Consider the following 25,054-nt stretch of genomic DNA (forward strand, 5'->3'; position numbering starts at 1 on the left):
CGTCGTCGAGGATTGGACCGCCGGATGCAAACTGCTTACGATTGGGTGACGTTGGCCATTTTCGCCGGCCTTGTCGTGCTGTTTCTACAACGATCAGTTTCCAGCGAGCGGCAGGATTCGATGCTCGCCTATCTCGCCGGTGCGGTGATCTGCGCGCTCGCCAATTATTTCGGCAACGCGGGCAATCATCTGCTCGCGATCGCCCTCATCGTGGCGAATGCAATCTTCATTCTCCTGGTATTGAAGCCGATCGAGCTGCCCAGCCGACGGCCCTGACGCGGCTCAGCCCGCTGCGCTGTCGAGCACGCGGCGAACGTCGACGGGTACCGCGGCGAACAGCGCGCGCGTGAACGCCTCGAGCGTGGCCATGCCGGCCTCACGATCGTGCGTGAGCGTGGAAATCCGCACCAGCATCGCGTCCGGCACGTCGCCGCGCAGGTTCGCGCGCGCCACCGACCAGCGCTGCTGCGCCCAGGACAGCGGCATGTCATGCCCCACACGCGTCCAGTACATCAGCTGCTCGACACGATTGTCCGCGCTGGCGGTCATCACGGTCGTATCGAGCACGCTCGACGGCAGCGTCACGCCGCGGACAGTCTTGTCGGTGAGCGCAAAGCCACCCGCGGGATAGCAATATTCCGGGCGGTGGACCTGCAGCACGCCGGTCTGGCCGCTGCTCTGCGCCATCAGCAGCATGATCGGCAGCTGATCCGCGCCGAGGTACACGCGCGTCAATAGCTGCGAGTAGAGCAGTTCGGACAATTGGTCGGGCGGCGGGGTAACCAGGCCGCTCTTCGAATAGAAGGACCATGGTCCCACGCGCGTGGGGATCAGCGCCTCGAGCTTGCGCTTGCCGAGCAGGTCGATGTGATTTCCCGGCACGCGCGCGGTCGCCACCCCCGCGGTGAGCAGGAAGGCGCCGCCGAGGATGGCGCGGCGGCGATCGAGCAGCCGGGAATCATGCGCCTTAGTCGTCATGGCCGTTCCCCAGCGCGCGACGCAGCGGCGTCGCCAGCGCATCGATCGCGAAGATGGTGAGAACCGACACCAGGAACATGACCAGGCCGGCGAAATCGTGCGCAAACCCCTGCGCCGCCGCGTCGCCGAAGTAATAAGTGATCAGGATGAGCAAGATGACCCGGATGAAGTTGGCGAAGATCGCGATCGGGATGATCGTGAGCATCAGCAGCGCAGCATAGCGCCAGTTCGCCTGGTGGCGGACGTAGATGTAGAACAGGCAGATCGCGGTGAGACTGATGATCGAGTTCAGTCCGGCACACGCCGCCGCCACCAGCAGGTCATATTGCGCGATCTGGATCGACACGCCCGAGCTGCCGATCGGGTAGCCCAGCGCGTAGAGCAGGTTCACCGCCTGCGCCGAGATGCCGATCTTCAGCGGCTGGGTGATGACCGCCACCGCCTGATCAGGCGGCGGGAAGATGAAGCCGAGATAGAATAGCGGAAACCACAATTCCCGCAGCACAGTGCCGCCCAGCAGCGCATAAGCGGCCACCAGCAACGCGCCATAGAGCGCGAAGCCTTCGATCTCGATGATCCCGGTGATATGCGCCACGACGTACAGCAGCAGACATGGCACCAGCAGCAGCGCGGCCAGCAACGACGCGCCGGGCTGCCGTAGCGGCCACACGCGCGGCACCTCGCGCCACAGCAGCCATAGCCCGGTGGCGAGCACCAGCGGACCATGCCCGCCCTGCTCGGTCGACCAGCTGAACCGCGCCACGGTCAGCATCGTCGGCGCGGCAAGCGCGACGCAACCGATCAACAGCAGCCAACTCGACAGCGTGAGCGACGGGAGTCGTGGCGCCGGGCGCCCGCGCGGGCGTTCGCGCTCCGCCACGGCCGGTATCGTCGCACTGGGCTGGCTATTCACCTGGTTCGAACTCGACCAACGGGCACATACCGACGTGGCACCGGCGCCCCCCTCCGGCGGAACGTTGCATAAACGTCAAACCTTCTGCTCGCAACCAACCGAGACCGAGGGGTAGCGCCCCGGATTGACGAAAACGGCACGGTTCAAGGCGAATTTGCCGTTTACCTTGCGCTCACGGGCGCGCGGTAGTGGCCAGCACGCGTGGCTGCGCTACTAGCGGCGGCGCGGGTACGGATCGGGATCGGAGAAGCGGATGGCAGCAGTCGAAATCGTCGCGACGCTGGTCGCTGCCGTGGTGGCGGCGCCGCTGCTCGCGCTCACGCTCGCCTTTGTGATCGAGGTCGTCGCCGGGCTGCGCCCGCCGCGCGGCATGGCGCCGAGCGCCGCGACGGCGCGCGCGGTGATCGTGATGCCGGCGCACGACGAGGCGCCGATCATCGCCGCCACGGTAGCGCGACTGCTCCCCGAACTGCCGCCCGGGTTCGAGCTGCTCGTGGTTGCGGACAATTGCCGTGATGACACCGCCGCGACTGCTGCCACCGCGGGCGCAAGCGTGCTGCGGCGTGACGATGCGAACCGCCGCGGCAAAGGCTATGCACTCGCGCACGCACGTGATGCGCTCGCCGCGCGGGATGCAGCCGGGCAACCCGATATAGTGATGGTGCTCGACGCCGACGGCGCGACCGATCGCGCCTCACTGCTGGCCATGGCGGCACATGCCACCGAGCACCCCGTCCAGGCCACCAACCTGCTGGCCCCCGACCTCGCCGCCGCCCCGATGGTGCAGGTCTCGAATTTTGCGTTCGTCATCAAAAACCTGGTTCGTCAGGCCGGGCTCGCGCGACTGGCCGGGCGGGCCAATCTGACGGGCACCGGCATGGCCTTCCCCTGGCCGATCTTCCGCGACGCGCCGCTCGCCACCGCGGACATCGTCGAGGATCTGGCGCTCGGGCTCGATCTCGCCCGCCGCGGCACGCTGCCGCGCTACGTCGCGCAGGCGACGGTATGGAGCGCGGCGAGCAATGCCGAGGGCACGCTGCAGCAGCGCACGCGCTGGGAGGGCGGCTTTCTCGCCACCTCGCTCACCCGCGCGCTGCCGGCGATCGTGACGGCGCTTCGCCGCGGCGACCCGCGTGCGCTGTGGGCCGGGCTGAGCCTCGCCATCCCGCCGCTGACCCTGCTGCTGATGCTCGATCTCGCCGCGCTGGCAGTGACCGGGCTGCTGACGCTCGCGGGTGCGTCGCCTTGGCCCGCGTTCCTTCTCGCCGGCGCGCTTACCGCGGCGGCGCTGGCGCTCTGGGTGGCATGGCGCCGCTACGGCCGTCCGTTCCTCTCGGCGCGCGCGGCGGCGCGACTGCCGCTCTACGTTTTGTGGAAGATTCCGCTTTACCTCAAGCTGCTGGGCGGGCGCCCGACTGCCTGGCTGCGCGCGCGCTGAGCCAGCGCCGCTCGACCCGTTTGCCGCACTCGATCATCGGCCGTTCGAAGCGGAAGGTGGAGAGGTGCGCGGCGGCGAAGGTGGCGGCGAACAGCAGCGGGCGTTTGGCGTAGCGTATCAGCGTGTCGCCGCTGCCGAGCCAGGTCGCGGCGAACATCGCGTGGAAGACGTAGACCGCGTACGACACTTCCGCGACGTAGCGCGCGGGCGCCGAGCCGAACAGTCGCTCCAGCCATGCCGGCGCGGCATAGATCGAGCAGCCGATCGCCGCCGCGGCGAGATAGGGCCGCAGGTACATCAGCGCACCGCTTGCCTCGTGCGCGGAGGCCAGGACCAGCGGCAGCAACGCCAGCGGCAGCACGCGCGGCAGCCGTGCGGTCCAGCGCGGCGCGCGCGTGGACCAGCGCCAGCGTCGCTCCGGCGAGGATCTCGTCCACGCGTTGCCATGTGAAGATGCTGATCGGCGCGTGCTGCACCATTCGCGTGAGCGTCACCGCCACGCACAGCAGCGGCAGCAGCCACAAAGCGCGGCGACCACCGAGCGCAACCAGCAGGGCGACCCCGACGTAAAATTGCACCTCGACGCACAGGCTCCAGAGATGCTCGCCCCCCGGCAGCAACCGGGTCGGTGGAAGATTGGCGACGAACAGGAGATTGGCACCAAGGTCGCTGGGGGCGGCACGGCTCACCAGCGCCAGCGCGATCATGGCAGCCCAGCCGAGCGGCGCGATCCGGAACATGCGCCGGATCAGGAACGGCACCACCTCGGGACGATGGTGCAGGAACTGGGTGATGAGAAATCCGGACAACGTGAAGAACAGCGCCATGCCGCTCGCCGCCACCGCACCGTTCAGGCCCCAGCGATGCGGCCCGAGCGGCAACAGGTGTCCTGCAAGGACGAGCAGGATGCTCAGCGCGCGCCAGCCGTCAAGGATCGGGATGCGCTGCATCAATCCTCCCTTAGTCATTCGTGCCCATGATTGGCCAGTGTCGGTCGCACGATGACGGCGACAGCTGAAAGCTTTCTTGTCGCCGCGCGGGATCATTGGCACAAGCGCGCCCCCGGCGCACCGTCCGGGACAACACGGCATTTCAGCGGGAGTAGCATCGACCATGTCGCGGAATTACCAGTCGCGGAAGCGCGTGCTCGTCACCGGCGGCGCCGGCTTTCTCGGCTCGCACCTGATCGATCGGCTGCTCGAGCGCGGCGACGAGGTGTTGTGCGTCGACAATCTCTTCACCGGCGCCAAGCGCAACATCGACCATCTACACGGCAATCCGCGCTTCGAGTTCCTGCGCCACGACGTATGCTTCCCGCTCTACGTCGAGGTGGACGAGATCTACAATCTCGCCTGCCCGGCCTCGCCGATCCACTATCAGTACGATCCCGTGCAGACCACCAAGACCTCGGTGATTGGCGCGATTAACATGCTTGGCCTGGCGAAGCGGCTCAAATGCAAGATCTTCCAGGCATCGACCAGCGAGGTCTATGGCGACCCGCACGTTCACCCGCAGAAGGAAGATTATTGGGGCAACGTCAACCCGATCGGCATCCGCTCCTGCTATGACGAGGGCAAGCGCTGTGCCGAGACGCTGTTCTTCGACTATCACCGCCAGATGGGGCTGGACGTGAAGGTGGTTCGCATCTTCAACACATACGGCCCGCGCATGCATCCGGCGGACGGCCGCGTCGTCTCGAACTTCATCATGCAGGCGCTGCGCAACGAACCAATCACGCTCTATGGCGACGGCTCGCAGACGCGAAGCTTCTGCTTCGTCGACGATCTGATCGAGGGCTTCCTGCGGCTGATGGACAGCGAGCCGGGCTTCACCGGCCCGGTCAATATCGGCAACCCCAACGAGTTCACGATCCGCCAGCTCGCCGAGCTGGTGATCGAGCTGACCGGCTCGTCCTCGCCGCTCGACTATCGCCCGCTGCCGCAGGACGATCCGCTGCAGCGCAAGCCCGACATCACGCTGGCTCAGTCGCGGCTCGGCTGGGAGCCGACGGTTCAGCTGCGCAAGGGCTTACAGCGTACGATCGACTATTTTCGCGAGTTCGCCGCCTGATCGCAGCGAGGCGTCAGGCGGCGCTGCATTCGCTACCTTAGCGACACCTTCTTCGTCGCCCCGGCCAAGGCGGGGGTCCGGCTGCGGGACGGGCGTGAGCCCCACTGCGGCTTTCCCGACTGGACCCCGGCCTCCGCCGGGGCGACGGATGAGCGTGGCACGGCCGCGCCGGCGCAGGTCTACCCCGCCCCTACCCGACCGCGCCCGCCGCTCACCCGGCTGGCGCGGCGCTGTTGTCCGGCTCCTCGCTCGGGGTCGGCAGGTCCATCCTATTCTGTTCGCGCGCACGCTCGCGCTCGTCGCTGGTGACGGTGCCGTCGCGATTGGCGTCCTGCTGGTCAAAGCGCGCGATCATCCACGCGCTCCACTCGTCGTTCGAAATGCGGCCGTCCTTGTCGCGATCGATCTCGTCGAATCGGTCGGCGAGTCGCTGCGGCAGCTCGTTGCGCGTGAGGTGATCGTCATGGTTGACGTCGAGGCGGCGGAAGCGGCGCTCCACGACCCCGCCGTAATCGAGCCGCGACATCACGAAGGGCGGCACGTAATTGGCGAGCACCGCCGGGTCGGCCGCCTCTTCCGCATTCTCCTTCGAGCAGGCGGCGAGCAGCATCGCCCCCGCCACCATCCACTGCCACCGCATGCGCCGCGTCACTCCCATAGCCCTCGCCCGCGACGCGTCACGCCTCAAGCTCGACGTCCCAGTAGAGCCAGTCGTGCCAGCTTTCATGCAGATAATTCGGCGGGAAGCGGCGGCCATGTTCCTGCAGCTGCCAGCTGGTCGGGCGGATCGGCTCGATCGCGAGCGGCATGTGCGCCTGGCGCGGCGTGCGGCCGCCTTTCTTGAGATTGCATGGCGCGCAGGCGGTGACGACATTCTCCCAGGTTGTGCGCCCGCCCTGGGCGCGCGGCACGACATGGTCGAAGGTCAGCTCGCGCGCGCCGCTGCCGCAATATTGGCACGAGAAGGTGTCGCGCAGGAACAGGTTGAAGCGCGTGAAGGCGGGAAATTGCGACGGCTTCACGAACTGCTTGAGCGCAATCACCGAGGGCAGCCGCATGACATGATTGGGGCTGCGCACCTCGCGCTCATAGAGAGCGACGATGTCGACGCGGTCGAGGAACACCGCCTTCACCGCGGTCTGCCACGGCCAGATGCTGAGCGGATAATAGGACAGCGGCGTATAATCGGCGTTCAGCACCAACGTCGGGCAGCTGTCCGGATGTCGGATCAGGTCGGGATGGAACACGCTTAAACGTCCCCCTTGCCGCTACTCGCGCCGGCGCTGTCGCGCACAGGCGTGACGACATGATGACAGCGCGACTCTCCCGCTTCAAGACTGGTCGCCGCCGGGCGGCTGTGGCACCTGTCGCGGCCTCGCCTCTGTCAGCCGGATCTCGCCTCATGCCGACCCCTTCCGCCCGTCTGCGCGCGCTGCGCGAGCAACTCGCGCGCGACCAGCTCGCCGGCTTCGTCGTGCCGCTGACGGACGAGCATATGAGCGAATATGTCGGTGCTTACGCACAGCGGCTGGCGTGGCTGACCGGCTTCGAGGGCTCCGCCGGCACCGCGGTGGTGCTGGCGGACGTCGCCGCGATCTTCACGGACGGGCGCTATACCCTCCAGGTGCGCGAGCAGGTCTCCGGCGATGAGTGGCAGTTCGTCGGCGTGCCCGAGAGCAGCGTGACCGAGTGGCTCCGCGTCCACGCGCATGCGGGGATGCGGATCGGCTATGACCCGTGGCTGCACACCCGCGCGTGGGTGGAGGAAACACGCGCCGCGCTGCGGGCGGCAGGCGCCGAGCTGATCGCGGTCACGTCCAACCCGATCGATGCGGTGTGGCACGACCGGCCCGCCCCCTCGCCCGCGCCGCTGATCGTCCATCCCGAGCAGGTCGCGGGGCGCAGCGCCGCCGCCAAGCGCGCCGACGTCGCCGATTGGCTCGCCGCGGCAGGCGCCGACGCCACCGTGATCACGGGGCTCGATTCGATCGCCTGGCTGCTCAACGTGCGCGGCGCCGACGTCGCCCACACGCCGGTCGCGCTGGCCTATACGATCGTCCACGACGACGGCACCGCCGACCTGTTCGTCGCGCCCGAGAAGGTCACCGGCGCGGTGACGGAACATCTCGGCAACGCAGTGCGGGTGCATGATCGTAGCGCATTCGTCGCGGCGCTCGACTCGCTCGCTGGCAAGCGCGTCGCGGTCGATCCCGCGCTGGCGGTCGCGGCGATCGCTGACCGGATCGAGCGCGCCGGCGGCACCGTCCTGGCACTGCGGGACCCCGCCGTGCTGCCGCGCGCCACCAAGAACGCGGTGGAGATCGCCGGCCATCGCGCCGCCTCGCTGCGTGACGGTGCCGCGGTCACGCGCTTTCTGCGCTGGGTCGCCGACGCGGCGCCGCGCGGGGGCGTGACCGAATGGTCCGCCGCCGAGCAGCTCCGCGCCTTTCGCATGGAAACCGGCGTGCTGCGCGGCCTGTCGTTCGACACCATCTCCGCGACAGGCGCCCACGCCGCGATCCCGCACTATCGCGTCACACCTGAGTCGAGCCTCGCGATTGAGCCGGGACAGCTGTACCTCATCGACTCGGGCGGCCAATATGCCGACGGCACCACCGATCTCACCCGCGTCGTGCCGATCGGCGCGCCGACCGCCGAGATGCGCGATCGGTTCACCCGCGTGCTCAAGGGGCATATCGCGCTCGCCACCGCGGTTTTCCCGCGCGGCACCGCCGGCGTCCAGCTCGACACGCTGGCGCGGCGTCCCCTGTGGGAGGCTGGGCTCGATTTCGCGCACGGCACCGGGCACGGCGTCGGCAGCTATCTTTCGGTGCACGAGGGCCCGGCGCGGATCGCCAAGCCGAGCTATCCCGGAGGCGGGCCGAACGAGCCGTTGCTGCCCGGCATGATCCTGTCCAACGAGCCGGGCTATTACAAGACGGGCGCCTATGGCATCCGCATCGAGAACCTGCTGCTGGTGATCGAGCGCGATGTCGCGGGGGGCGACGCGCCGATGCTCGCCTTCGAGACGCTCACGCTCGCGCCGATCGACCGCGACCTGATCGACGTCGCGCTGCTGACCCACGACGAGCTGGCCTGGGTCGACGCTTATCACGCGCGGGTGGAGGCGGCGCTCGCGCCGTTGCTGCCGGCTGACGACGCTACGTGGCTCGAGGCGCGCTGTCGCCCGCTCGCGCGCTGACGGCCACGCCGCGCTGACGTAGCCGCCAAGCGGGCGCGTCGCCGCTCAGGCGGGATCGTCGCGCGGCGCTGTGGCGGGCGCGGCTGGTGTCGTCGCCGGCTCGTCGCCACCGGCGCGCGCCTGCGCCTTGCGTCGCCGCAGATTGGCGCGCAGTTGCGCCGCCAGCCGGGCCGCCCGTTCGTCGCTGTCGCTCATGAAAAGCGCGCTAGAGCGCGCGAGCGGCCTTGACAATCACCGGCACCTCGTCTCTTAGGCGCCCTCCGCCCGACGAGGTCGGAAGTGCTGCCGTAGCTCAGTGGTAGAGCGCATCCTTGGTAAGGCTGAGGTCGTGAGTTCAATCCTCACCGGCAGCACCATTCTTCTCCGCCGATAGGGCCGGCCTGACCGGCGACATGCTGCAGCGATGTCCGCGCGGATGATGAGCTAACGAGCGGTCGGACGGTCACGACCCGATCACGCCGCTCGACGCGCTTGCCGCGATAAGCCGAGAGCAGCTCGAGGCGACGGGGCTCCTCCTCCTGTCACGTTGAATGGGGCGAGCGAGCTTTCTGGCACTCCCCAGACCGGTTAGATGATGCGAGATCGCAACGCGTCGCGACGTACGTGCGGGACCACGAACCCGGGCCAGAGCTGGAGAAACCATGCGCGATCGTTACGCCTCCCCGACCACCAACAGAGCACAAGGCGGAACCCATCTGCGCGCGAGCCTGGCTGTGACAGCGCTGGCGGCATGTCTGTTTGTCGCGGCGTGCGGCGGAAACAATAACGGTTCGGTGACGCCTGCTCCTACGCCGAGCAGCAGCCCCGCGCCGAGCCCGACACCGACGCCCGCACCCTCGCCGACGCCTGCCCCGGCGCCGACGAACACAGACCTCGTCTCCCTGGTCGCCGATCAGGCGTTTGTCACGACCACAGTCGGGCTGGACACGTTTCGCGCTCAGGATGGGCTGCGGATCGATGCGCAGCGGGCGCCGGCGACGAGCGACTCACTCAGCTACATCAGCGCGTCTCGGGCTTATGCCTTTCTATTACGCGGCAGCTTCTACGCGCAGGACGCGGTGGTGACCTTCACACCGGATCAGAAGGTTACGGAAAGATCTACGTCAAGCGTCACTCTTTACCGTCATCGGTCCGGAGCCGGAATGTCCCCCGACGCGTATGAGTTGGAGGTGTTCAATCCTGGATCAGCCAATGATCGCCTCCAACTCCGCTATGCGACATTCGGCTCCTTCCGCTTCATTCGGTCGACGATCTTCGGCGACTCTCAAACCGACTGGCGTCCGCTCGCCTTCGGCCTGCCGCTCGCATCCGGCGCCGCTCCGGTCTCCGGTGCGATCGCCTATAACGGCCTTGTTTCAGGCCGAGGTGTCAGCGGGGTCGTGTCCATCTACCCCAAGCAATCGGTTTATGACATCAGCGGGTCTGCCCAACTCACCGTCGACTATGCCACCCACGAGATCGCCGGAGTTTTGACGTTGACCGCCACCGACGGCGCGAACGGCGGCACCGTCTACGAACTCGGTCGATTCGCGCTGCGCGGCGCGCTGTCCGCCGATGCAAGCAGATGGTCGGCCACGTTGAGCGACGGCGTGGCGAGCGGGTTCATAGCGGGCCCGCACGCCGAGGAAGCAGCGGGCGCTTTCTCGCTGACGCTGCCTGACCCGGTCACCCCTTCCTTGACACTGACGATCGTGGGAAGCTTCGCGAGCAAACAATAGGTCGCGCTCGCCGCGACCAGCCGAGCTGGCACGCCGCCCCTTATCGGCGGTCCCGCCATAGGCTAGGCTGAGGCGCCGCGCACCAGGGTCGGCGCGGCGGAGGTGTGCCGATGCCGATCGACCGTGACCGCGCGCCGCTCGAATGCGACCTCGTCATGAAGGGCGGCGTCACCAGCGGCGTCATCTATCCCGGCGCGATCGCCGCCATTGCAACGACCTATCGGCTGCGCTCCATCGGCGGCACGTCGGCCGGCGCCATCGGGGCCGCCGCCGCCGCCGCGATGGAATTCGGTCGCCGCTCCGGGCGCCACGCCCGCGCGCGGGAGCGGCTGGCCGAGCTGGCGCCGGAGCTGGGCGCACTGCACGGCGGCGCGCCGCTGTTGCAGCATCTGTTCACGCCGGATCGCGCCACCGCGCCGCTATTCCGCCTGCTCCAGCGCGCGCAGGCGGCCGCGGCGGCCCACGGCCTCGCCGGTGTCCTCGCGCTGCTGAGCGGTACAGCGCTGCTGTGGGCCGCGCTGATGCTCGGGTTGGTCGCCGCTGCGCTGATCGCGTGGGAGCCGACCCGCTCGACCGCGCTCGCGCTGGCGCTGCTCCTGCTCCTGATGGTCGGCCTGCCGGCGCTGACGCTGCTGCTGACTGCCCTCTTCTGGTTCCCGACGGTCCGACGCGGGCTGCGCGCGGTCGCGGAGAACGGCTTCGGCTTCTGCTCCGGCATGGCGCAGGCGGAGGTCGCCGGCGCGGCGCTGCCCTCGCTTACCGAATGGCTGCACGCGCGTTTGCAGGAGCTTGCCGGCTTACCGGAGGCGGAGCCGCTGACGTTCGGCGACCTGTGGGCGGCGGCGCACCGCCGCCCTGGAGTCGATCGCGATGCGGCGCTCGCCGCCGCACTGGCCGCGGCAGATGATCCGGGCGGGGCGGAGGCAACGCTCGCCACGATCCCGCGCGACATCGAACTCGCGCTTGTCGCCTCGGACATCAACCGCGCCCAGTCGGTGCAACTGCCGTTCCTGCGCCGCGATGACCTGCTGTTCGCACGCCGCAGCGATCTCGCGGCGCTCTTCCCGTGCGCGGTGGTCGACTGGATCGTCGCGCACCAGCGCACGCCCACCGATCCGCGCGACACGCTTGATGAGGTGGAGCTTCACGGCCTCGCTCGCGACGACATCGTGCGGCTACCGCGCCCGGCCGATCTCCCGGTGCTGGTCGGCGTGCGAATGTCGCTGAGCTTCCCCTTCCTGTTCCGCGCGGTGCGGCTGTATATCCGGCGCGAGCGTGCCGCCGCGCAGGGCGGCGGGCGCGAGCTCGCCGAGCTGTGGATCGCGGACGGCGGGATCACGTCCAATTTCCCGCTACACCTGTTCGACGCGCCGATCCCGACGCGCCCGACCTTCTGCCTCAACCTCCTCTACCATGACGACGAATTGCAGCCCGAGCAGGCCGGCGCGGTGACGCGCGAGCCCGGCCTCGCCGCGGCCGACGCGCCCGCAGAGGAGCTGGTCTATATGCTGCGCACCAACCGCGGGCGGCTGGCGAGCTACACCCGGCTCGCCGCCGGCGCCTCCACGACGCGGCTGCTGCGCTTTGCCGGCCGGATCATCACCACGGCGCGGCAATGGGGCGACAACCAGCTGATCGACGTGCCCGGCTATCGCGACCGCATCGTCCACGTCCGCATGCGCGACGGCGAGGGCGGCTTCAACGTCGCGATGGATGCCGCGACGATCGCGGATCTGCAGCGCCGCGGTGCCCGCGCCGGCGCGGTGATCGCGGCGCGCTTCGTGCCGGACACGCTGCTCGATCCGCTTTTCCCCGGCGAGCCGCTGGTGCTCAACTGGGCCAACCACCGCTTCGTGCGCTTCCGCGCGTATCTCGCGGGACTTGAGGTCAGTGCGGCGCGGTTCAGCACCGGCTGGGACGTGGACTGTGACCGCGCCGAACGATCCGCGAACGATCCGCTCCACCAGTCGCCCAGTATCGAGCGGATGACCCAGGAGGCCGGCACCGCGGCGGAAGCGCGCCTGCCGACGCGTCCCGGCTATCCCTTCGCCAACGAAAAGCAGCGCGACCTCGCGCTCGACATGGTCGCGGGGGTCCAGGCACTGGCCGCGCTTGCGCCGACACCCGCGGCGGACGGGATCGATTACGTCAACGCGCGGTCGCGCGGGCCGAAACCAAAGCAGACGCTGCGGCTGCGGCCCGCGATCGACTCGGATCCGTGGCAGGAACGCCCTTGAGGCACGCAGATCACACGCGACGCTGCGCCTCGCCGGTGGCATGGCGTCGCGATGGTCCAGCGCGTGCACATTCTCGTCGATGCCGACGCCTGCCCGGTGAAGGAAGAGATTTACCGCGTCGCCTACCGGCTGGAGGTGGCGGTCACGATCGTCAGCAACGCGCATCTGCGCATTCCCGTCCATCCGCTGATCGCGCGTGTCACCGTGGACGATTCGTTCGACGCCGCGGACGACTGGATCGTCGATCACGTCGATGCCGGCGCGATCGTCGTCACCGCGGACATCCTGCTCGCCGACCGCTGCCTCAAGGCAAATGCCGCGGCCGTAATCGCCCCCAACGGTCGAGCGTTCACCACCAGCTCGATCGGCAGCGCGGTGGCGGTGCGCGCGATCATGAGCGACCTGCGCGCCGGCGGCGACCGCATCGGTGGACCGCCGCCCTTCGCCAAGGAGGATCGCTCTCGCTTCCTCTCGGCGCTGGACGCGGCGATCCTCCGCGCGCGCCGATCGACCTAGCGCCTCATAGCGGGCGATTGCGCACAGGCTCGGGCTGACGCAAGCTGGGTTGCGCGGCGCCATCGCGTCCCTTTCCCTCCCGATCGTCTCAATGGAATTCTGCCCCATGTCGATCCGTCCCTCGCGTCGCCTCGCCCTCTTGCTCGCGCTGCTCGGCAGTGCCGCGCCCGCGCTCGCCGCGCCGCGGCTCGACGGTGCGATCGGCGAACATGCGGTGCTCCAGCGCGACAAGCCGATCGACTTGCGCGGCACCGCCACCCCCGGCGAGACGGTGATGATCAGCCTCGCCGGCCGGAGCGTCAGCGTGACCGCGGCGCGCGACGGGCGCTTCACCGCGCGGCTGCCCGCGCTGCCGGCGGGCGGCCCGTATGAGCTGAGCGTGGCGGCGCCGAGCGGGGCAACGCTGCTCGGCGACATCCTTGTTGGCGACGTGTTCCTGTGTTCGGGCCAGAGCAACATGGAGCTGGCGGTCGACGATGCGCAGGCGTTGTTCGCCGACGCGCACCCGCCGCTCGACCCACAGCTGCGGCTGCTCACGATCGCCAAGAACGCGAGCGCGACGCCGCTCGACCGGCTCGGCACCGCGCCGCGCTGGCAGATCGCCGGGCCGGACACGGCCGGCGGCTTCTCCGCGGCATGTTTCTACATGGTGCAGGCGCTGCGGCGCACCGCCAAGGTGCCGATCGGCGCGATCCATTCGAGCTGGGGCGGCTCGCGGATCAGCGCCTGGATGAGCGATCCCGCGCTGCGCGCCGCCGGCCTCGGCGACGCCGCCGCCCTGCTCGCGCTCTACCCGCGCGATCCCGCGACCGCGGTGCGTCGCGCCGTCGGCCTGTGGGAGGACTGGTGGCGCACCGCGAGCGGCGACGCGCGCGGCCGCGAACCCTGGCAGCCCGACGCCGCGCTCGACTGGCGCGCGGTGCCGTCGCTCACCAACTTCGAGACCTGGGGCGTACCCGAACTCGCCGATTACAACGGCATGATCTGGTACCAGCGTGCAGTCGACCTCACCCCCGAGCAGGCGCGCGGCGCGGCGACGCTCTCGCTCGGGACGATCGATGACGCGGACTATACCTGGGTCAACGGCGTCGGCGTCGGCGCGAGCAGCTTGGCCTCGCAGCCGCGCGTCTATGCGCTGCCCGCGGGCACGCTCCGCGCCGGGCGCAATGTCATTACCGTCAACGACGACGACGTCTATGCGCTGGGCGGGATGACGGGGCCGAACGAGCGCATGCGGCTGACCTTCGCGGACGGGAGCAGCGTCGCGATCGATCAGGGCTGGCGCTACGCGGTGGCCAAGCGGGTCGGCGGCGGGGCGCCGCGGGTTCCGTGGGACGACATCAACGGCGCAGGCACGCTCGACAATGCGATGATCGCGCCGCTCGCGCCGCTCCAGCTGGCGGGCATCGCCTGGTACCAGGGCGAGTCCGATACCGGCCTGCCGGGCTATGACAAGCGCCTCGCCGCGCTGATCGCGGACTGGCGGCGGCGGTTCGGGACGGCCGAGACGGGTGTCGCCGTGGTCCAGCTCGCCGGCTACGGCACGCGCGCCAAGGCACCGGGCGAGAGCGGCTGGGGCATGGTGCGGGACGCGCAGCGCCGCGTCACCGCCGCCGATCCGCACGCCGGGCTGGCGGTCACGCTTGATCTCGGCGACGCGCTCGACATCCATCCCGGCGAGAAGCACGAGGTGGGACAGCGGCTGGCACGCGCGATGCGGGCGGCCCGCTACGGCGAGCCGGTGGCGCCCGCGGGACCGGCGATCGCCACCGCGCGCGCGGGAGCGGACGGCGGCGCGGTGCTGCAGTTCAGCGGCGTGACCGGCGCGCTCAGCGCCCGCGGCGCGGGGCAGGCGATCGGCTTCGAACTATGCGGCGCGGCAGTGGGATCGTGCCGCTATGCCGCCGGCAGGGTGAGCGGGAACGACGTGACGCTAGCAGGCGACGGCCAGCCGGTGACGCACGTGCGCTACGCCTGGGCGGAGACGCCGGTGATCAACCTATTCGACGAGGCGCAGCTGCCGGTGGGGACGTTCGACGTGCCGGTGCGTTAAGAGACGCTGGACTCAGGCTCGGTGCGCATGCGGCGCGCTCGCCGTTCACGGCTAAAGCCCTCTCCCCACCGGAGAGAGGGACGGGGTGAGAGGCCGACGTCACACCGAGTTGAACCTCTCTGCCGGGCGCCTGCCTCTCACCCCAACTCCCACGGTGGAACGCGCTTCACGCGCGAGAGGCTAGGACTCTCAATGCCCCGTCGCGCCCGCAGCCTTGCGATCGGTCGCGAGATTGGCGACGACATAGTCGCTCACGGTCTTCTGCTCCTCCGGCGACAGTTCCGCGCCACGGTCGATCATCGACTGGACCAGCGCCGGCCATTCCGCCGCCGTCTTTTTCGCGGTGAACACCTGGTTAGGCGTGTGGCAGAAACCGCAGCGCTCGTTGATCAGCTCCAGCCCCGGACCGGGCGCGGGCGCGGGCGCGGCAGGCTGCTGCGCCGGGAGCGCGACCGCGCCGAGCAGCGCGGCGGCAGCAAAGGTCACCGCGGCGGCGGCGAGACGGACGACGGGATCGATACGCGGCATCGCGGAAGTCCTCAACGGAGGGCGAAGGCGACCACCTGGTCGCTGGTCGCGGGTTGGAAGGCGAAGCCACCGGTGGCGACGGTGGCGAGCATCTGACGACCATCGGCCGCGCGGTAGGTCATCGGCGTGCCGTAATTGGAGGCGGGCAGCGCCGACGACCACAGCAGCGCGCCACTTTTCGTATCGAAAGCGCGGATCGTGGCGTCGCGCGTCGCACCGATAAAGGTCAGCCCGCTCGCGGTGGTGATCGGCCCGCCCGCGCTGATCACGCCGTTGTCGGCGAAGGCGGGATCGTCGTTCTTGCCCAGCACCTTGCGCCACGCGATTGCGCCGGTGTCGACGTTCACCGCGACCAGCTCGCCCCAAGGCCCCTTCTGGCACGGATTGCCGCTTTCGGGATCCAGGAAATACGCATAGCCGGCCTTCATCCCCCAGCTGCCGTCGGGCTGGCGCGCGAGCTGCTGCGGACTGGCGAGATTGTTGACGTTGATGACGTACAGCCCGGTCTTGGGATCGAACGCGCCGCCGCCCCAGTCGACCCCGCCCAGGCTGCCGGGGAAGAAGTTGACCGCGGAGTCGGCGCGCAACGGCTGGAACGGCTTGCTCGGCGCGACCGCGAGATCGCCGACCACCTTTTCGCACGCGGCACGATGCGCCGGAGGGCCGTCGACGAGATCGGACGCGGCATAGCTCAGCCGTGCGAGCGGCGGCGGCGTCACCGGCATCGGCTGCGTCGGCCAGGGCTGCTCGCCGGGCACGTCGGTGTCGGTCGGCACGGGCATCTCGCGCACGTCGTACAGCGGTTTGCCGGTGACGCGATCGAGAATGAACATCATCGCGGTCTTGTTCATCACCGCGATCGCCGGGATCGCGCGACCGCCGCGACGCACCTCGATCAGCGTCGCGGTGGGCAGGTCGACATCCCAGATGTCATGGTGGACGGTCTGGAAGTGCCAGAGATACTTGCCGGTCGCCGCCTCCACCGCGACGATCGAGTTGCCGTAGAGGTTCTGCCCCTTGCGGTCGCCGCCCCAGCGATCGAATGTCGGCGCGCCGACCGGCAGGTAGGCGATGCCGCGCTTGTCGTCGACGAGCACGAAGGTCCAGACGTTGACGCCCGAGCGCTTCTGCCAGCTTTCCCCTTCCCATGTGCCGAAATTGGGCTCACCAGGCTGTGGGATGGTGTGGAAGGTCCAGAGCAGCTTGCCGGTGCGCGCGTCCCAGCCGCGCACGTCGCCGGCTGCGCCCTTCACGGGCATCTCCTGCACGCGCGAGCCGGTGATGATGACGTCGCGGTAGATCGCGGGCGGGCTGCTCATGCCGAGCGGCGCGCGCGTGCCGTTCATCACCTCGGGCGTCTTCATGTCGACCACGCCTGCGGTGCCAAAGTCCGCCGCGAGCTTGCCCGTGGCGGCGTCCAGCGCGATCAGCTTGCCGCTGCGCGAGCCGAACACGATCCGCGCGCCCGTACCTTTGCCGCCCGGCCAATAAGCGACGCCGCGCGTCGACGGCTGGTCGTTGCCCGGGAGCTGGAACACCCAGCGCTCCTTGCCCGTGGTCGCGTCGAGCGCGACCACGCGCTTGTACGGGGTAGCGAGGTACATCACGCCCTTTACCACCAGCGGCGTCGCCTCCGAGGCGGAGAAGCCGGTGCGGAACTTGGCCGGCACGCTGTCGGGCATCGGGATCGCCTCGCCCGTCGTACCGGCCGGGCGCATGTGATAGGTCCACACCTGCCGCAGCCGTGCAACGTTCGTCGGCGTGATCTCGGTGAGCGGCGAGTGTCGCGCGTGGCTCTCGTCGCGGCCGTAGCCCTGCCAGTCGCCCTTCGCCTGCGCCAGCAGCGGCATGGCTCCTGCCGACAGGAACGACCCGGCCGCCGCCAGCATCACTCCGCCGTGTGCGATCCGCCGCAAACGGCGCCCGATCCTGCTCGCCACGCTCTCACTCTCCTAGCTCGGCAGCCTTGCGTTCTGCCCGAGGCAGCCGCAACGTTGTCCTGTCATTTCAACGGTGCTAGCAAGCCGCTCGATCCTATACAATATGATCCGTGATGATCGGCCACGTGGATCGGCCGACACCGCAGGAGAGGAGATTGCGCATGCCGGACTTGCCGCTGAAGGGCCTGAGGGTCCTCGATATATCGCAGGTGATGGCGGGTCCGTTCTGTTGCATGCTGCTGGGCGACATGGGCGCCGACGTGATCAAGATCGAGCCGCCGCGCACCGGCGATTCGACGCGCCACTCGATGGGTTTCCGGCTCAAGGGCGAGGACAGCCCGGGCTTCCTCGCGCTCAACCGCAACAAGCGCAGCATCACGCTCGACCTCAAGGACGAGGGTGACCGCGCGGTGCTCTACGCCTTGGTGCAGACCGCCGACATCGTGGTCGAGAATGCGCGTCCCGGCGTCGCGAAGCGGCTCGGCATCGATTACGACACGCTCGCCGCGCTCAACCCGCGGCTGATCTACGCCAGCATCTCGGGCTTCGGCCAGACCGGGCCGTGGGCGCAGCGCCCCGGCTTCGACCTGATCGCCCAGGCGATGTCGGGCGTGCTCAGCTCGAACGGATTCCCCGGCATGGAGCCAGCCAAGAACTCGATCGCGGTGGCCGACCTCGGTGCCGGGCTCTTCTCGGTCTACGGCATCCTGAGCGCGGTGATCGGGCGCCAGGCGTCGGGACAGGGGCAATATATCGACGCGTCGCTGCTCGAGGCCGCGATGGGGCTGTCGATCTGGGAGACGACCGAATTCTGGGGCACCGGCCGCGCGCCGACGCCGATCGGCTCGGCCAATCGCATGTCCGCACCCTATCAGGCGGTGCGGGCGTCGGACGACTGGTTCGTGATCGGCGCGGCGAACCAGGGCCTGTGGCTCAAGCTGCTCCAGGTGATCGGCCGGCCCGAGCTGCAGGAGGACGAGCGCTACGCCACCAATGCCGCGCGCGTCGCCAATCGTGAGGTGCTGATCGAGGAGCTGGCGCCGACCTTCGTGACGCGCACCAGCCAGGAATGGATCGACGCATTGCTCGCGGCGGGCGTCCCCGCCGCGCCGATCCTTGACTATGGCGAGGCGGTAGCGAGCGAGCAGGCGGTCGCGCGCGACATGGTGATGCAGGTGCCGCATCCGGTCGAGGGCGAGTTCAAGGCGCTCGGCTTCCCCGTCAAGATGCGCGGCACGCCGCAGGAGGTGCGCCTGCCCCCGCCGCTGCTCAACGAGCATGCCGCCGAGATCCGCCGCGAGCTGGTCGAGCGCGGGCTGCTGCCCGCCGCGGAAGAGGCGGCGGCGTGAGCGGCGTCGTCGTCACCCGCGACGGTGCCGCGGTCCACATCCGCTTCGACAATCCCGCCGCGTTCAACGCGCTGACCAGCGCGATGTGGCTCCAGCTGCGCGACGCCGCTCGCGCGGTGGCGGACGATGCGTCGGTGCGCGTCGTGACCTTCCGCGGGACCGGCGGCAAGGCGTTCATCTCGGGCACCGACATCGCCAAGTTCGCGGACTATGCCGAGGGTGCACAGGGCGTCGCTTATGAGCGCGAGATCGACGAGTGCATGGCGGCGGTGGATGCGATCCCGTGCACGACGATCGCGGTGGTGGAAGGCTGGGCGGTCGGCGGCGGGCTCAACATCAGCTCGGCCTGCGACTTCCGCCTCGCCACGCCGGACGCGCGCTTCGGCTCACCGATCGGACGCACGATCGGCAACTGCCTGTCGGCGGCGAGCGTGGCGCGGATCGGCGGCGCGATCGGTGTGGCGATTGCGCGGCGGATGGTGCTGCTGGGCGAGTTCGTCGACGCCGAGGAACTGCGCGCGAGCGGCTTTCTGCTGAAGGTGGTGGAGCGCGACGCGCTTGATGCCGAGGTGGCGGCACTGTGCGCGCGCGCCGCCGACAACGCGCCGCTGACCACGCGCGTGACCAAGGAAACCCTGCGCCGGATGACCTTCGACGCGCTGCCCGACATCGAGCCGCTGATCGCGCAGGTGTACGGCAGCGCGGACTTCCGTCGCGGGGTGGCGGATTTCCTCGCCAAGACGAAGCGCGTGCCGGCGTGGCAGGGAGAGTGATGCGGCGGCGCGGCCCCAGAACGGGGGTTCCGAGCTTGCCCCCTACCCCACCGGTTTTGGCGCGATCATGATCCCGGCGGCCATCGGCTGGCTCGGCGGCAGCGGCAGCTTGCCCGCGGGGAAACCGTTGACCTCAAAGATATAGGCCTGGATGTCAGCGACGGTCTTGCCGGGGAGGCTGCCGGGCGCGCTCAGCGGCATCGTCGTCTTGATCCGCGAGAACAGGTCGCCCGCCGAGGTGCCGTTCCAGTTGTTGAGGAAGCCGCCCCCCACCAGCGCGGGGGCGACGTCGATCCCAGCGAGCGTGTCGCCGTGGCAGGCGGCGCAATTCTCCGCATAGGCCACCTTGCCGCGCGCGGCCTGCTCGGCGGTGTAGACGCCGTTCCACACGTCGCGCTGCCCCCCCTGCGCGCGCACCACCACCGCGCTGCCGAGCGTCAGCGCCGCCGCGCCGAGCGCCCAGAGGCCATATCGCGTTGTCCGCTCCATCATCACGCTACTCCCGGTAGTCGATAGGCGACCAGCTCCGCGCTGGCGTTGCCGCCGCCCGTGGCGACGACGATATACTGCCGTCCCTTCAGGCGATAGGTCATCGGCGATCCGCTCTGCGGCGCGGTCATGTACACCGCTCCCTTTTCCTCGCCGGTGGCCTTGTCATAGGCGCGCAGCATCGCACCGCGGATGCCGTACTCGTTGGTGTAGAAACCCGCCTCGCCGCAGATCACCAAAGTCTTGGTCACCAGCGGACCGAGATTGCCGGCCCGGCCCGTGCGCGGGATCTTGAGTTCTTTAAGCGCGGGATGGTTGCGCACATTGTCGGGCGTCTCGCCGTGGGCGACCTGCCAGGCGAGATCGCCCTTGCTCAGGTCGATCGCGGTGATCCGTCCATAGGGCGGCTTGAGTAGCGGCAGGCCGTCGACGGCGAGGAACCCCGGCGGCGGTCCCTTGGACGCGCCGGCGGGCTTGCCGCCTGCAGGGGCTGCCGCGGGGGGCGCCTCCATGTTGCGCATCCTCGGCCCGCCAGAGCCCATTGCTGGCATCGCGCGCGCCTCGCGTCCGGCGACGCCGTGCACCTGCGGGAACTCCGACACTTTGGGATCGGCATTGGGCACGATCCCCATCAGCGAGGGCTGCGTCTTGGAATAGACGTAGACCATGTGCGTCTCGGGATCGTAGCAGCCGCCCGGCCAATTGGTCCCGCCCTGGACGCCCGGGGCCGAGATCGTGCCCCAACGGCCGGGCTTGCTCACCGTGGGCGGGGTGAAGAGCGGGCCGATCTTGTACGACTTCACGAACTCCACCGCCTTGGCGCGCAGCTCGGGAGTAAAGTCGATGAGATCGTTTTCGCTCACCCCCTGCACGTCATAGGCCGGCGGCTTGGACGGGACCGGCTGGGTCGGGCTGTACCACTCGCCGGGCACGTCGCCGCGCTCCACCTTGCGCTCGACGATCGGCCAGATCGGCTTCCCGGTCTCGCGGTTCAGCACATACAGGAACGCCTGCTTGGTCGGCTGCGCCAGCGCCTTGACGGTGCGCCCGCCGACCGGGATGTCGCACAGGATCGGCGCGCAGGGAATGTCGCGGTCCCACAGGCCGTGATGCACCAGCTGATAATGCCAGCGGCGCTCGCCGGTCTCGAGATCGAGCGCCACCAGCGACTCGCCGAACAGCGCATTGCCGCGGCGGAACATGCCCATCTCGTCGCCGGTCGGCAGCTCCACGGGCACGTAGACCAGCCCGAGCTCCTCGTCGGCGGACATCTCGGCCCAGGCACCGGCATTGCCGGCCTCGTCGGCGTCGCCGTTGAGCCAGGTGTCGTAGCCGAACTCGCCCTTGCGCGGGATGGTGTGGAAGATCCACTTGCGCTTGCCGGTGCGCACGTCGAAGCCGCGGATGTAGCCCTTCACGTTCTTGCGCACCGCCGGCACGTCGCCCGCGGTATGCGCCGCGCCGACCACCACCGTATCGCGCGCCACCATCGGCGTGGCGTGGAGGCCGACATCGGCGGTGTCGACATCAAGCTCCTGGTCGAAGTCCTTCTTCAGGTCGACGATGCCGTTAGTGCCGAAGTTGGGATCGGGGATGCCGGTGTTGGCGTCGAGCGAGACCAGCTGATAGCCGATCGTGACATAGAGGATCCGCTCGATCGTGCCGTCGGTCCAGTAGGACACGCCGTGGCCGGAGAGCTGGCGCGGCGAGTTGAGCGCGCGCTGTCCCTCGTCGACGCGATGCATCCACAGCAGCTCGCCCGTCGCCGCGTCGAGCGCAATGCAGTCGCGGCGCGAGCCGGCGGGGAGGAACAGCCGCCCCTTCACCAGCAGCGGGGTCGGCTCGAACTGATATTCCTTGCGCGCGCCGAACACGTCGGTCTTGACGCTCCACGCAATCTCGAGGTCGTTGAAATTGTCGGCGTTGATCTGGTCAAGCGGCGAGTAGCGCGTGTTCGCCTTGTCGGCGGCATAGTTGCGCCACTCGGTGTCGGGCGCCGGCGCGTCCGCGTCCTGCATCGGCGCCGCCAGCGCCGCGGGATCGATCGCGAGGATCAGCGCCGAGGCGGCGGTGCCCGCCAGCAGGTGGCGGCGCGTGAGACCGGGCGCGCTCACCACGTCACCGCGATATATTTCGCCTCGCAATATTCGAGCAGGCCGTGGTGCGACCCTTCGCGTCCCAGCCCGCTCTGCTTCATGCCGCCGAACGGCGCGGCGGCGTCCGACACCAGCCCGCGGTTGACCGCGACCATGCCGCACTCGATCCGCTCGGCGACTGCCAGCGCACGCTTGAGGTCGGCGGAATAGACATAGGCGGCGAGGCCATATTCGGTGTCGTTGGCAAGCGCGACCGCCTCGTCGGCGGTGTCGAACGCGGTCACCGCGGCAACCGGGCCGAACACCTCCTCGCGCAGGATCTCGGAGCCGGGCTTCACGTCCGCGATCACCGAGGGCGGGTAGAAAAACCCCGCCCCCGCCGGCGTCTCGCCGCCGAGCCTCACCGCCGCACCCTTGGCCACCGCGTCGGAGACGAGCCGCTCGATCTTGTCGACCGCCTTGCGGTTGATCATCGCGCCGCACTGGGTGGCGGGATCGGTTCCCGGCCCCATCTTGAGCGCGCCCATCCGCTCGGCCAGCTTCGCGACAAAGGCGTCGTGGACGCCGCGCTGGACGTAGAAGCGGTTGGCGGCGGTGCAGGCCTCGCCCGCATTGCGCATCTTGGCGATCATCGCGCCATCGATCGCGGCGTCGAGGTCGGCGTCGTCGAACACCACGAACGGCGCGTTGCCGCCGAGCTCCATCGACGAGCTGATCACCTGATCCGCCGCCTCGCGCAGCAGCACGCGGCCGACCTGGGTGGAGCCGGTGAAGGAAAGCTTTCGGACGCGCGGGTCGTGCAGGATCGCGCTGCACACCGGGCCGGGCTGGCTGGTGGTGACGACATTGACCACGCCCGCGGGCACGCCGGCGCGGCGCATGATCTCGGCCACCGCGAGCGCCGTCAGGGGCGTCTCCGCGGCGGGCTTGAGGATGCAGGTGCAGCCCGCCGCCAGCGCCGGCGCGACCTTGCGGGTCGCCATCGCGGCGGGGAAGTTCCACGGCGTGATCAGCAGCGCGACGCCGATCGGCTGATACTGCACCATGATGCGGTTGCCGCCGGCCGGCGAGGTCCCCAGCTCGCCGGGGATCCGCACCGCCTCCTCGGCGTACCAGCGGAAGAACTCGGCGGCATAGGCCACCTCGCCGCGCGCGTCGGTCAGCGCCTTGCCGTTCTCCAGCGAGATCAGCTGCGCCAGCCACTCCTGCTGCGCCATCATTGCGTGGAAACAGGCGAGCAGCACGTCGGCGCGCTTCCGGGGCGCGGTCGCGGCCCAGTCCGCCGCGGCGGCCGCGGCGGCGTCGACCGCGGCGATCCCCTCCTCCACCGCGGCGTCGGCCACCTCGGTAAGGGTCGCGCCGGTGGCGGGATCGTCGACCGCAATGGTCGCGCCGCTCGCGGCAGCGGTCCAGCGCTCGCCGATCAGCAGGCCGGTGGGAATGGCGAAGGGGCCTTCGCCGGGCGGGGTGTAGCTGGTCATCGGAGGCGTCCCGTGCATCAGGCGTGGAGGAGCGTGGCGCGGTCGCCGGCGAAGGCGGCGCGCGTGATGGTCTGCATCGCGGCCAGATCGAGCGGCCGCGGGTTGTTCTTGATCAGCCGCGCCGCGTTGAGCGAATATTCGGCGACATGGTCCTGCTGCTCGGCGCGCAGGCCCAGGTCGGCGAGCGAGCGCGGAATGGCGATCCGCTGGAACAAGGCGTCGACCGCGTCGATGAACGCCTGCGCGCGCTCGGCCGGCGTCGCCCCTGCGATCCCGACCAGCTCGGCCAGCTCGGCGAAACCGTCGGCGCAGGCGGGGCGATTGAACTGCATGACATAGGGCAGCAGCGTCGCCACCCCCTGCCCGTGCGCGGTATGCGTGAGATTGCCGACCGGATATTGCAGCGCGTGCGCCGCGGCGGTGCCCGCGGTGCCGAAGGCGCAGCCCGCCGCGAGCGCGGCGAGCATCACGCCCTCGCGCGCCTCGATGTCGCTGCCGTCGACCACGGCGCGCTCGAGATAGCGGAACACGTTGGTCACGGCGAGCTTGGCGAAATGGTCCGACAGCACGTTCTTGCCGACGAACACATGCTGCTCGGTCAGCATGGCGTCGATCGGGCGCGCCAGGGTGGTATAAGCCTCGACGGCGTGGGTCAGCGCGTCAGCACCAGAGAAAGCGGTGAGCGCGGGCGGGCAGGTGACGGTCAGTTCGGGGTCGCAGATCGCCACCTGCGCGATCAGGTGCGGGCTGGCGATGCCGACCTTGGCGCCGCGCTCCTCATCCGCAACCACCGCCACCGGGGTCGCCTCCGAACCGGTGCCCGAGGTGGTCGGCACCGCCACCAGCGGCATCACCGGGCCGGGCACCGCGAACTCGCCGTAATAATCGCGCACGCTGCCGCCATGGGTAAGCAGCACCGCCGCCACCTTGGCGAGGTCGAGCGAGCTGCCGCCGCCGACGCCGATCACGACGTCGGGGTCGAAGCCGCTGGCGGCGGAGACGCACGCGTCGATCGAGCGCAGCGGCAGGTCGGGCACGGTGCCGTCGAACACGCGCGTCTCCACCCCGTGCGCGGCGAGGTCCGCGAGCATCGCGGCGAACTCGGGCTGGGCGGCCTGGCGCTCGTCGGTGCAGAGCAGCGCGCGCTTCCCGAGCCGCGCGCTGGCCGAGCCGAGCGCGGCACGCTGGCCGCGCCCGAACAGGATAGAGCGCGGCAGGCGCGCCGCGCCGAACAGGGCTGGCACGGTCGGGTCGGACGTCATTCGAGTGTCTC

22 protein-coding genes, 1 tRNA gene and 1 pseudogene are annotated in these 25,054 nt (G+C 69.6%); 11 read left to right on the plus strand and 13 right to left on the minus strand.

Going from position 1 to position 25,054, the window contains the following annotated elements; translation table 11 throughout:
- Nucleotides 1–24 precede the first annotated feature (24 nt).
- Nucleotides 25–276 (plus strand): XrtV sorting system accessory protein, encoded by a 252-nt coding sequence (locus tag ACMGDM_RS02535; RefSeq protein ID WP_436802567.1) that lies wholly within the window; start codon nucleotides 25–27, stop codon nucleotides 274–276.
- 6 nt (nucleotides 277–282) lie between these two features.
- Here the strand turns inward: ACMGDM_RS02535 and epsI are convergent, their stop codons facing one another.
- Nucleotides 283–978, minus strand: a complete 696-nt coding sequence (epsI, locus tag ACMGDM_RS02540; protein WP_436802568.1) for an exosortase-associated protein EpsI, V-type — start codon at nucleotides 976–978, stop codon at nucleotides 283–285.
- On the minus strand, nucleotides 968–1,858 hold the full coding sequence (xrtV, locus tag ACMGDM_RS02545; protein ID WP_436802569.1) for an exosortase V: 891 nt from the start codon (nucleotides 1,856–1,858) through the stop codon (nucleotides 968–970). The genes epsI and xrtV overlap by 11 nt, the downstream gene beginning before the upstream one ends.
- A 286-nt stretch (nucleotides 1,859–2,144) precedes the next feature.
- Between xrtV and ACMGDM_RS02550 the strand changes: the two genes are divergently transcribed.
- Nucleotides 2,145–3,329 (plus strand): glycosyltransferase family 2 protein, encoded by a 1,185-nt coding sequence (locus tag ACMGDM_RS02550; RefSeq protein WP_436802570.1) that lies wholly within the window; start codon nucleotides 2,145–2,147, stop codon nucleotides 3,327–3,329.
- On the opposite strand, the gene ACMGDM_RS02555 is transcribed toward ACMGDM_RS02550, so the two are convergent.
- Nucleotides 3,283–3,690, minus strand: a complete 408-nt coding sequence (locus ACMGDM_RS02555; RefSeq protein WP_436803654.1) for a hypothetical protein — start codon at nucleotides 3,688–3,690, stop codon at nucleotides 3,283–3,285. The two genes, ACMGDM_RS02550 and ACMGDM_RS02555, sit on opposite strands and share 47 nt — an antisense overlap.
- A 181-nt stretch (nucleotides 3,691–3,871) precedes the next feature.
- A pseudogene (locus ACMGDM_RS02560) lies at nucleotides 3,872–4,444 on the minus strand (acyltransferase family protein); the annotation flags it as partial.
- Between ACMGDM_RS02560 and ACMGDM_RS02565 the strand changes: the two are divergent.
- Nucleotides 4,443–5,399, plus strand: a complete 957-nt coding sequence (locus ACMGDM_RS02565; protein ID WP_436802571.1) for a UDP-glucuronic acid decarboxylase family protein — start codon at nucleotides 4,443–4,445, stop codon at nucleotides 5,397–5,399. The pseudogene ACMGDM_RS02560 and the gene ACMGDM_RS02565 sit on opposite strands and share 2 nt — an antisense overlap.
- A 211-nt stretch (nucleotides 5,400–5,610) precedes the next feature.
- Here ACMGDM_RS02565 and ACMGDM_RS02570 read toward each other — a convergent pair whose 3' ends face one another.
- Complete coding sequence (locus ACMGDM_RS02570; RefSeq protein ID WP_436802572.1) at nucleotides 5,611–6,039, minus strand: EF-hand domain-containing protein; 429 nt, start codon at nucleotides 6,037–6,039, stop codon at nucleotides 5,611–5,613.
- Between the two features lie 37 nt (nucleotides 6,040–6,076).
- Nucleotides 6,077–6,646 (minus strand): HNH endonuclease, encoded by a 570-nt coding sequence (locus tag ACMGDM_RS02575; protein WP_436802573.1) that lies wholly within the window; start codon nucleotides 6,644–6,646, stop codon nucleotides 6,077–6,079.
- Between the two features lie 155 nt (nucleotides 6,647–6,801).
- On the opposite strand from ACMGDM_RS02575, the gene ACMGDM_RS02580 reads away from it, so the two are divergent.
- A complete protein-coding gene (locus ACMGDM_RS02580; protein ID WP_436802574.1) occupies nucleotides 6,802–8,601 on the plus strand; it encodes an aminopeptidase P family protein in 1,800 nt (599 codons plus the stop codon).
- A 45-nt stretch (nucleotides 8,602–8,646) separates the two neighbouring features.
- On the opposite strand, the gene ACMGDM_RS02585 is transcribed toward ACMGDM_RS02580, so the two are convergent.
- Nucleotides 8,647–8,796, minus strand: coding sequence for a hypothetical protein (locus ACMGDM_RS02585; protein WP_436802575.1), 150 nt, complete (start codon nucleotides 8,794–8,796; stop codon nucleotides 8,647–8,649).
- An 86-nt stretch (nucleotides 8,797–8,882) separates the two neighbouring features.
- On the opposite strand from ACMGDM_RS02585, the gene ACMGDM_RS02590 reads away from it, so the two are divergent.
- The 5 genes from ACMGDM_RS02590 (at nucleotide 8,883) to ACMGDM_RS02610 (ending at nucleotide 15,125) form a co-directional block, all read left to right on the plus strand.
- A tRNA-Thr gene (locus ACMGDM_RS02590) sits at nucleotides 8,883–8,957 on the plus strand.
- Between the two features lie 285 nt (nucleotides 8,958–9,242).
- Nucleotides 9,243–10,319, plus strand: a complete 1,077-nt coding sequence (locus ACMGDM_RS02595; protein ID WP_436802576.1) for a hypothetical protein — start codon at nucleotides 9,243–9,245, stop codon at nucleotides 10,317–10,319.
- A 110-nt stretch (nucleotides 10,320–10,429) separates the two neighbouring features.
- Complete coding sequence (locus ACMGDM_RS02600; RefSeq protein WP_436802577.1) at nucleotides 10,430–12,556, plus strand: patatin-like phospholipase domain-containing protein; 2,127 nt, start codon at nucleotides 10,430–10,432, stop codon at nucleotides 12,554–12,556.
- 63 nt (nucleotides 12,557–12,619) lie between these two features.
- The gene (locus ACMGDM_RS02605; protein WP_436803614.1) at nucleotides 12,620–13,072 is read left to right on the plus strand and encodes a YaiI/YqxD family protein; all 453 of its coding nucleotides are present in this window, start codon (nucleotides 12,620–12,622) and stop codon (nucleotides 13,070–13,072) included.
- A gap of 106 nt (nucleotides 13,073–13,178) precedes the next feature.
- Nucleotides 13,179–15,125 carry a sialate O-acetylesterase gene (locus ACMGDM_RS02610; protein WP_436802578.1) on the plus strand — a complete coding sequence of 649 codons (1,947 nt, stop codon included), beginning with the start codon at nucleotides 13,179–13,181 and terminating at the stop codon, nucleotides 15,123–15,125.
- 189 nt (nucleotides 15,126–15,314) lie between these two features.
- Here ACMGDM_RS02610 and ACMGDM_RS02615 read toward each other — a convergent pair whose 3' ends face one another.
- Together ACMGDM_RS02615 and ACMGDM_RS02620 are read right to left on the minus strand one after the other, a co-directional pair.
- Nucleotides 15,315–15,653, minus strand: coding sequence for a c-type cytochrome (locus ACMGDM_RS02615; RefSeq protein ID WP_436802579.1), 339 nt, complete (start codon nucleotides 15,651–15,653; stop codon nucleotides 15,315–15,317).
- 11 nt (nucleotides 15,654–15,664) lie between these two features.
- Nucleotides 15,665–17,593, minus strand: coding sequence for an outer membrane protein assembly factor BamB family protein (locus ACMGDM_RS02620; RefSeq protein ID WP_436802580.1), 1,929 nt, complete (start codon nucleotides 17,591–17,593; stop codon nucleotides 15,665–15,667).
- Between the two features lie 161 nt (nucleotides 17,594–17,754).
- On the opposite strand from ACMGDM_RS02620, the gene ACMGDM_RS02625 reads away from it, so the two are divergent.
- Together ACMGDM_RS02625 and ACMGDM_RS02630 are read left to right on the plus strand one after the other, a co-directional pair.
- Complete coding sequence (locus ACMGDM_RS02625) at nucleotides 17,755–18,942, plus strand: CaiB/BaiF CoA transferase family protein (protein WP_436802581.1); 1,188 nt, start codon at nucleotides 17,755–17,757, stop codon at nucleotides 18,940–18,942.
- On the plus strand, nucleotides 18,939–19,715 hold the full coding sequence (locus ACMGDM_RS02630) for an enoyl-CoA hydratase (RefSeq protein ID WP_436802582.1): 777 nt from the start codon (nucleotides 18,939–18,941) through the stop codon (nucleotides 19,713–19,715). The genes ACMGDM_RS02625 and ACMGDM_RS02630 overlap by 4 nt, the downstream gene beginning before the upstream one ends.
- A gap of 42 nt (nucleotides 19,716–19,757) precedes the next feature.
- Here the strand turns inward: ACMGDM_RS02630 and ACMGDM_RS02635 are convergent, their stop codons facing one another.
- The 4 genes from ACMGDM_RS02635 to ACMGDM_RS02650 are packed head-to-tail and all read right to left on the minus strand — an operon-like array spanning nucleotide 19,758 to nucleotide 25,043.
- On the minus strand, nucleotides 19,758–20,207 hold the full coding sequence (locus ACMGDM_RS02635) for a c-type cytochrome (RefSeq protein ID WP_258047720.1): 450 nt from the start codon (nucleotides 20,205–20,207) through the stop codon (nucleotides 19,758–19,760).
- Entirely contained in the window at nucleotides 20,207–22,318 is a 2,112-nt protein-coding gene (locus tag ACMGDM_RS02640; RefSeq protein WP_436802583.1) for an outer membrane protein assembly factor BamB family protein, read from the minus strand. Before ACMGDM_RS02640 ends, ACMGDM_RS02635 begins: the two co-directional genes overlap by 1 nt.
- Complete coding sequence (locus ACMGDM_RS02645) at nucleotides 22,315–23,781, minus strand: NAD-dependent succinate-semialdehyde dehydrogenase (protein WP_436802584.1); 1,467 nt, start codon at nucleotides 23,779–23,781, stop codon at nucleotides 22,315–22,317. The genes ACMGDM_RS02640 and ACMGDM_RS02645 overlap by 4 nt, the downstream gene beginning before the upstream one ends.
- Before the next feature lie 17 nt (nucleotides 23,782–23,798).
- A complete protein-coding gene (locus tag ACMGDM_RS02650; protein ID WP_436802585.1) occupies nucleotides 23,799–25,043 on the minus strand; it encodes an iron-containing alcohol dehydrogenase in 1,245 nt (414 codons plus the stop codon).
- Between the last annotated feature and the right edge of the window lie 11 nt (nucleotides 25,044–25,054).

It is taken from the genome of Sphingomonas larreae (genome assembly GCF_051400595.1).
Classification (GTDB): domain Bacteria; phylum Pseudomonadota; class Alphaproteobacteria; order Sphingomonadales; family Sphingomonadaceae; genus Sphingomonas.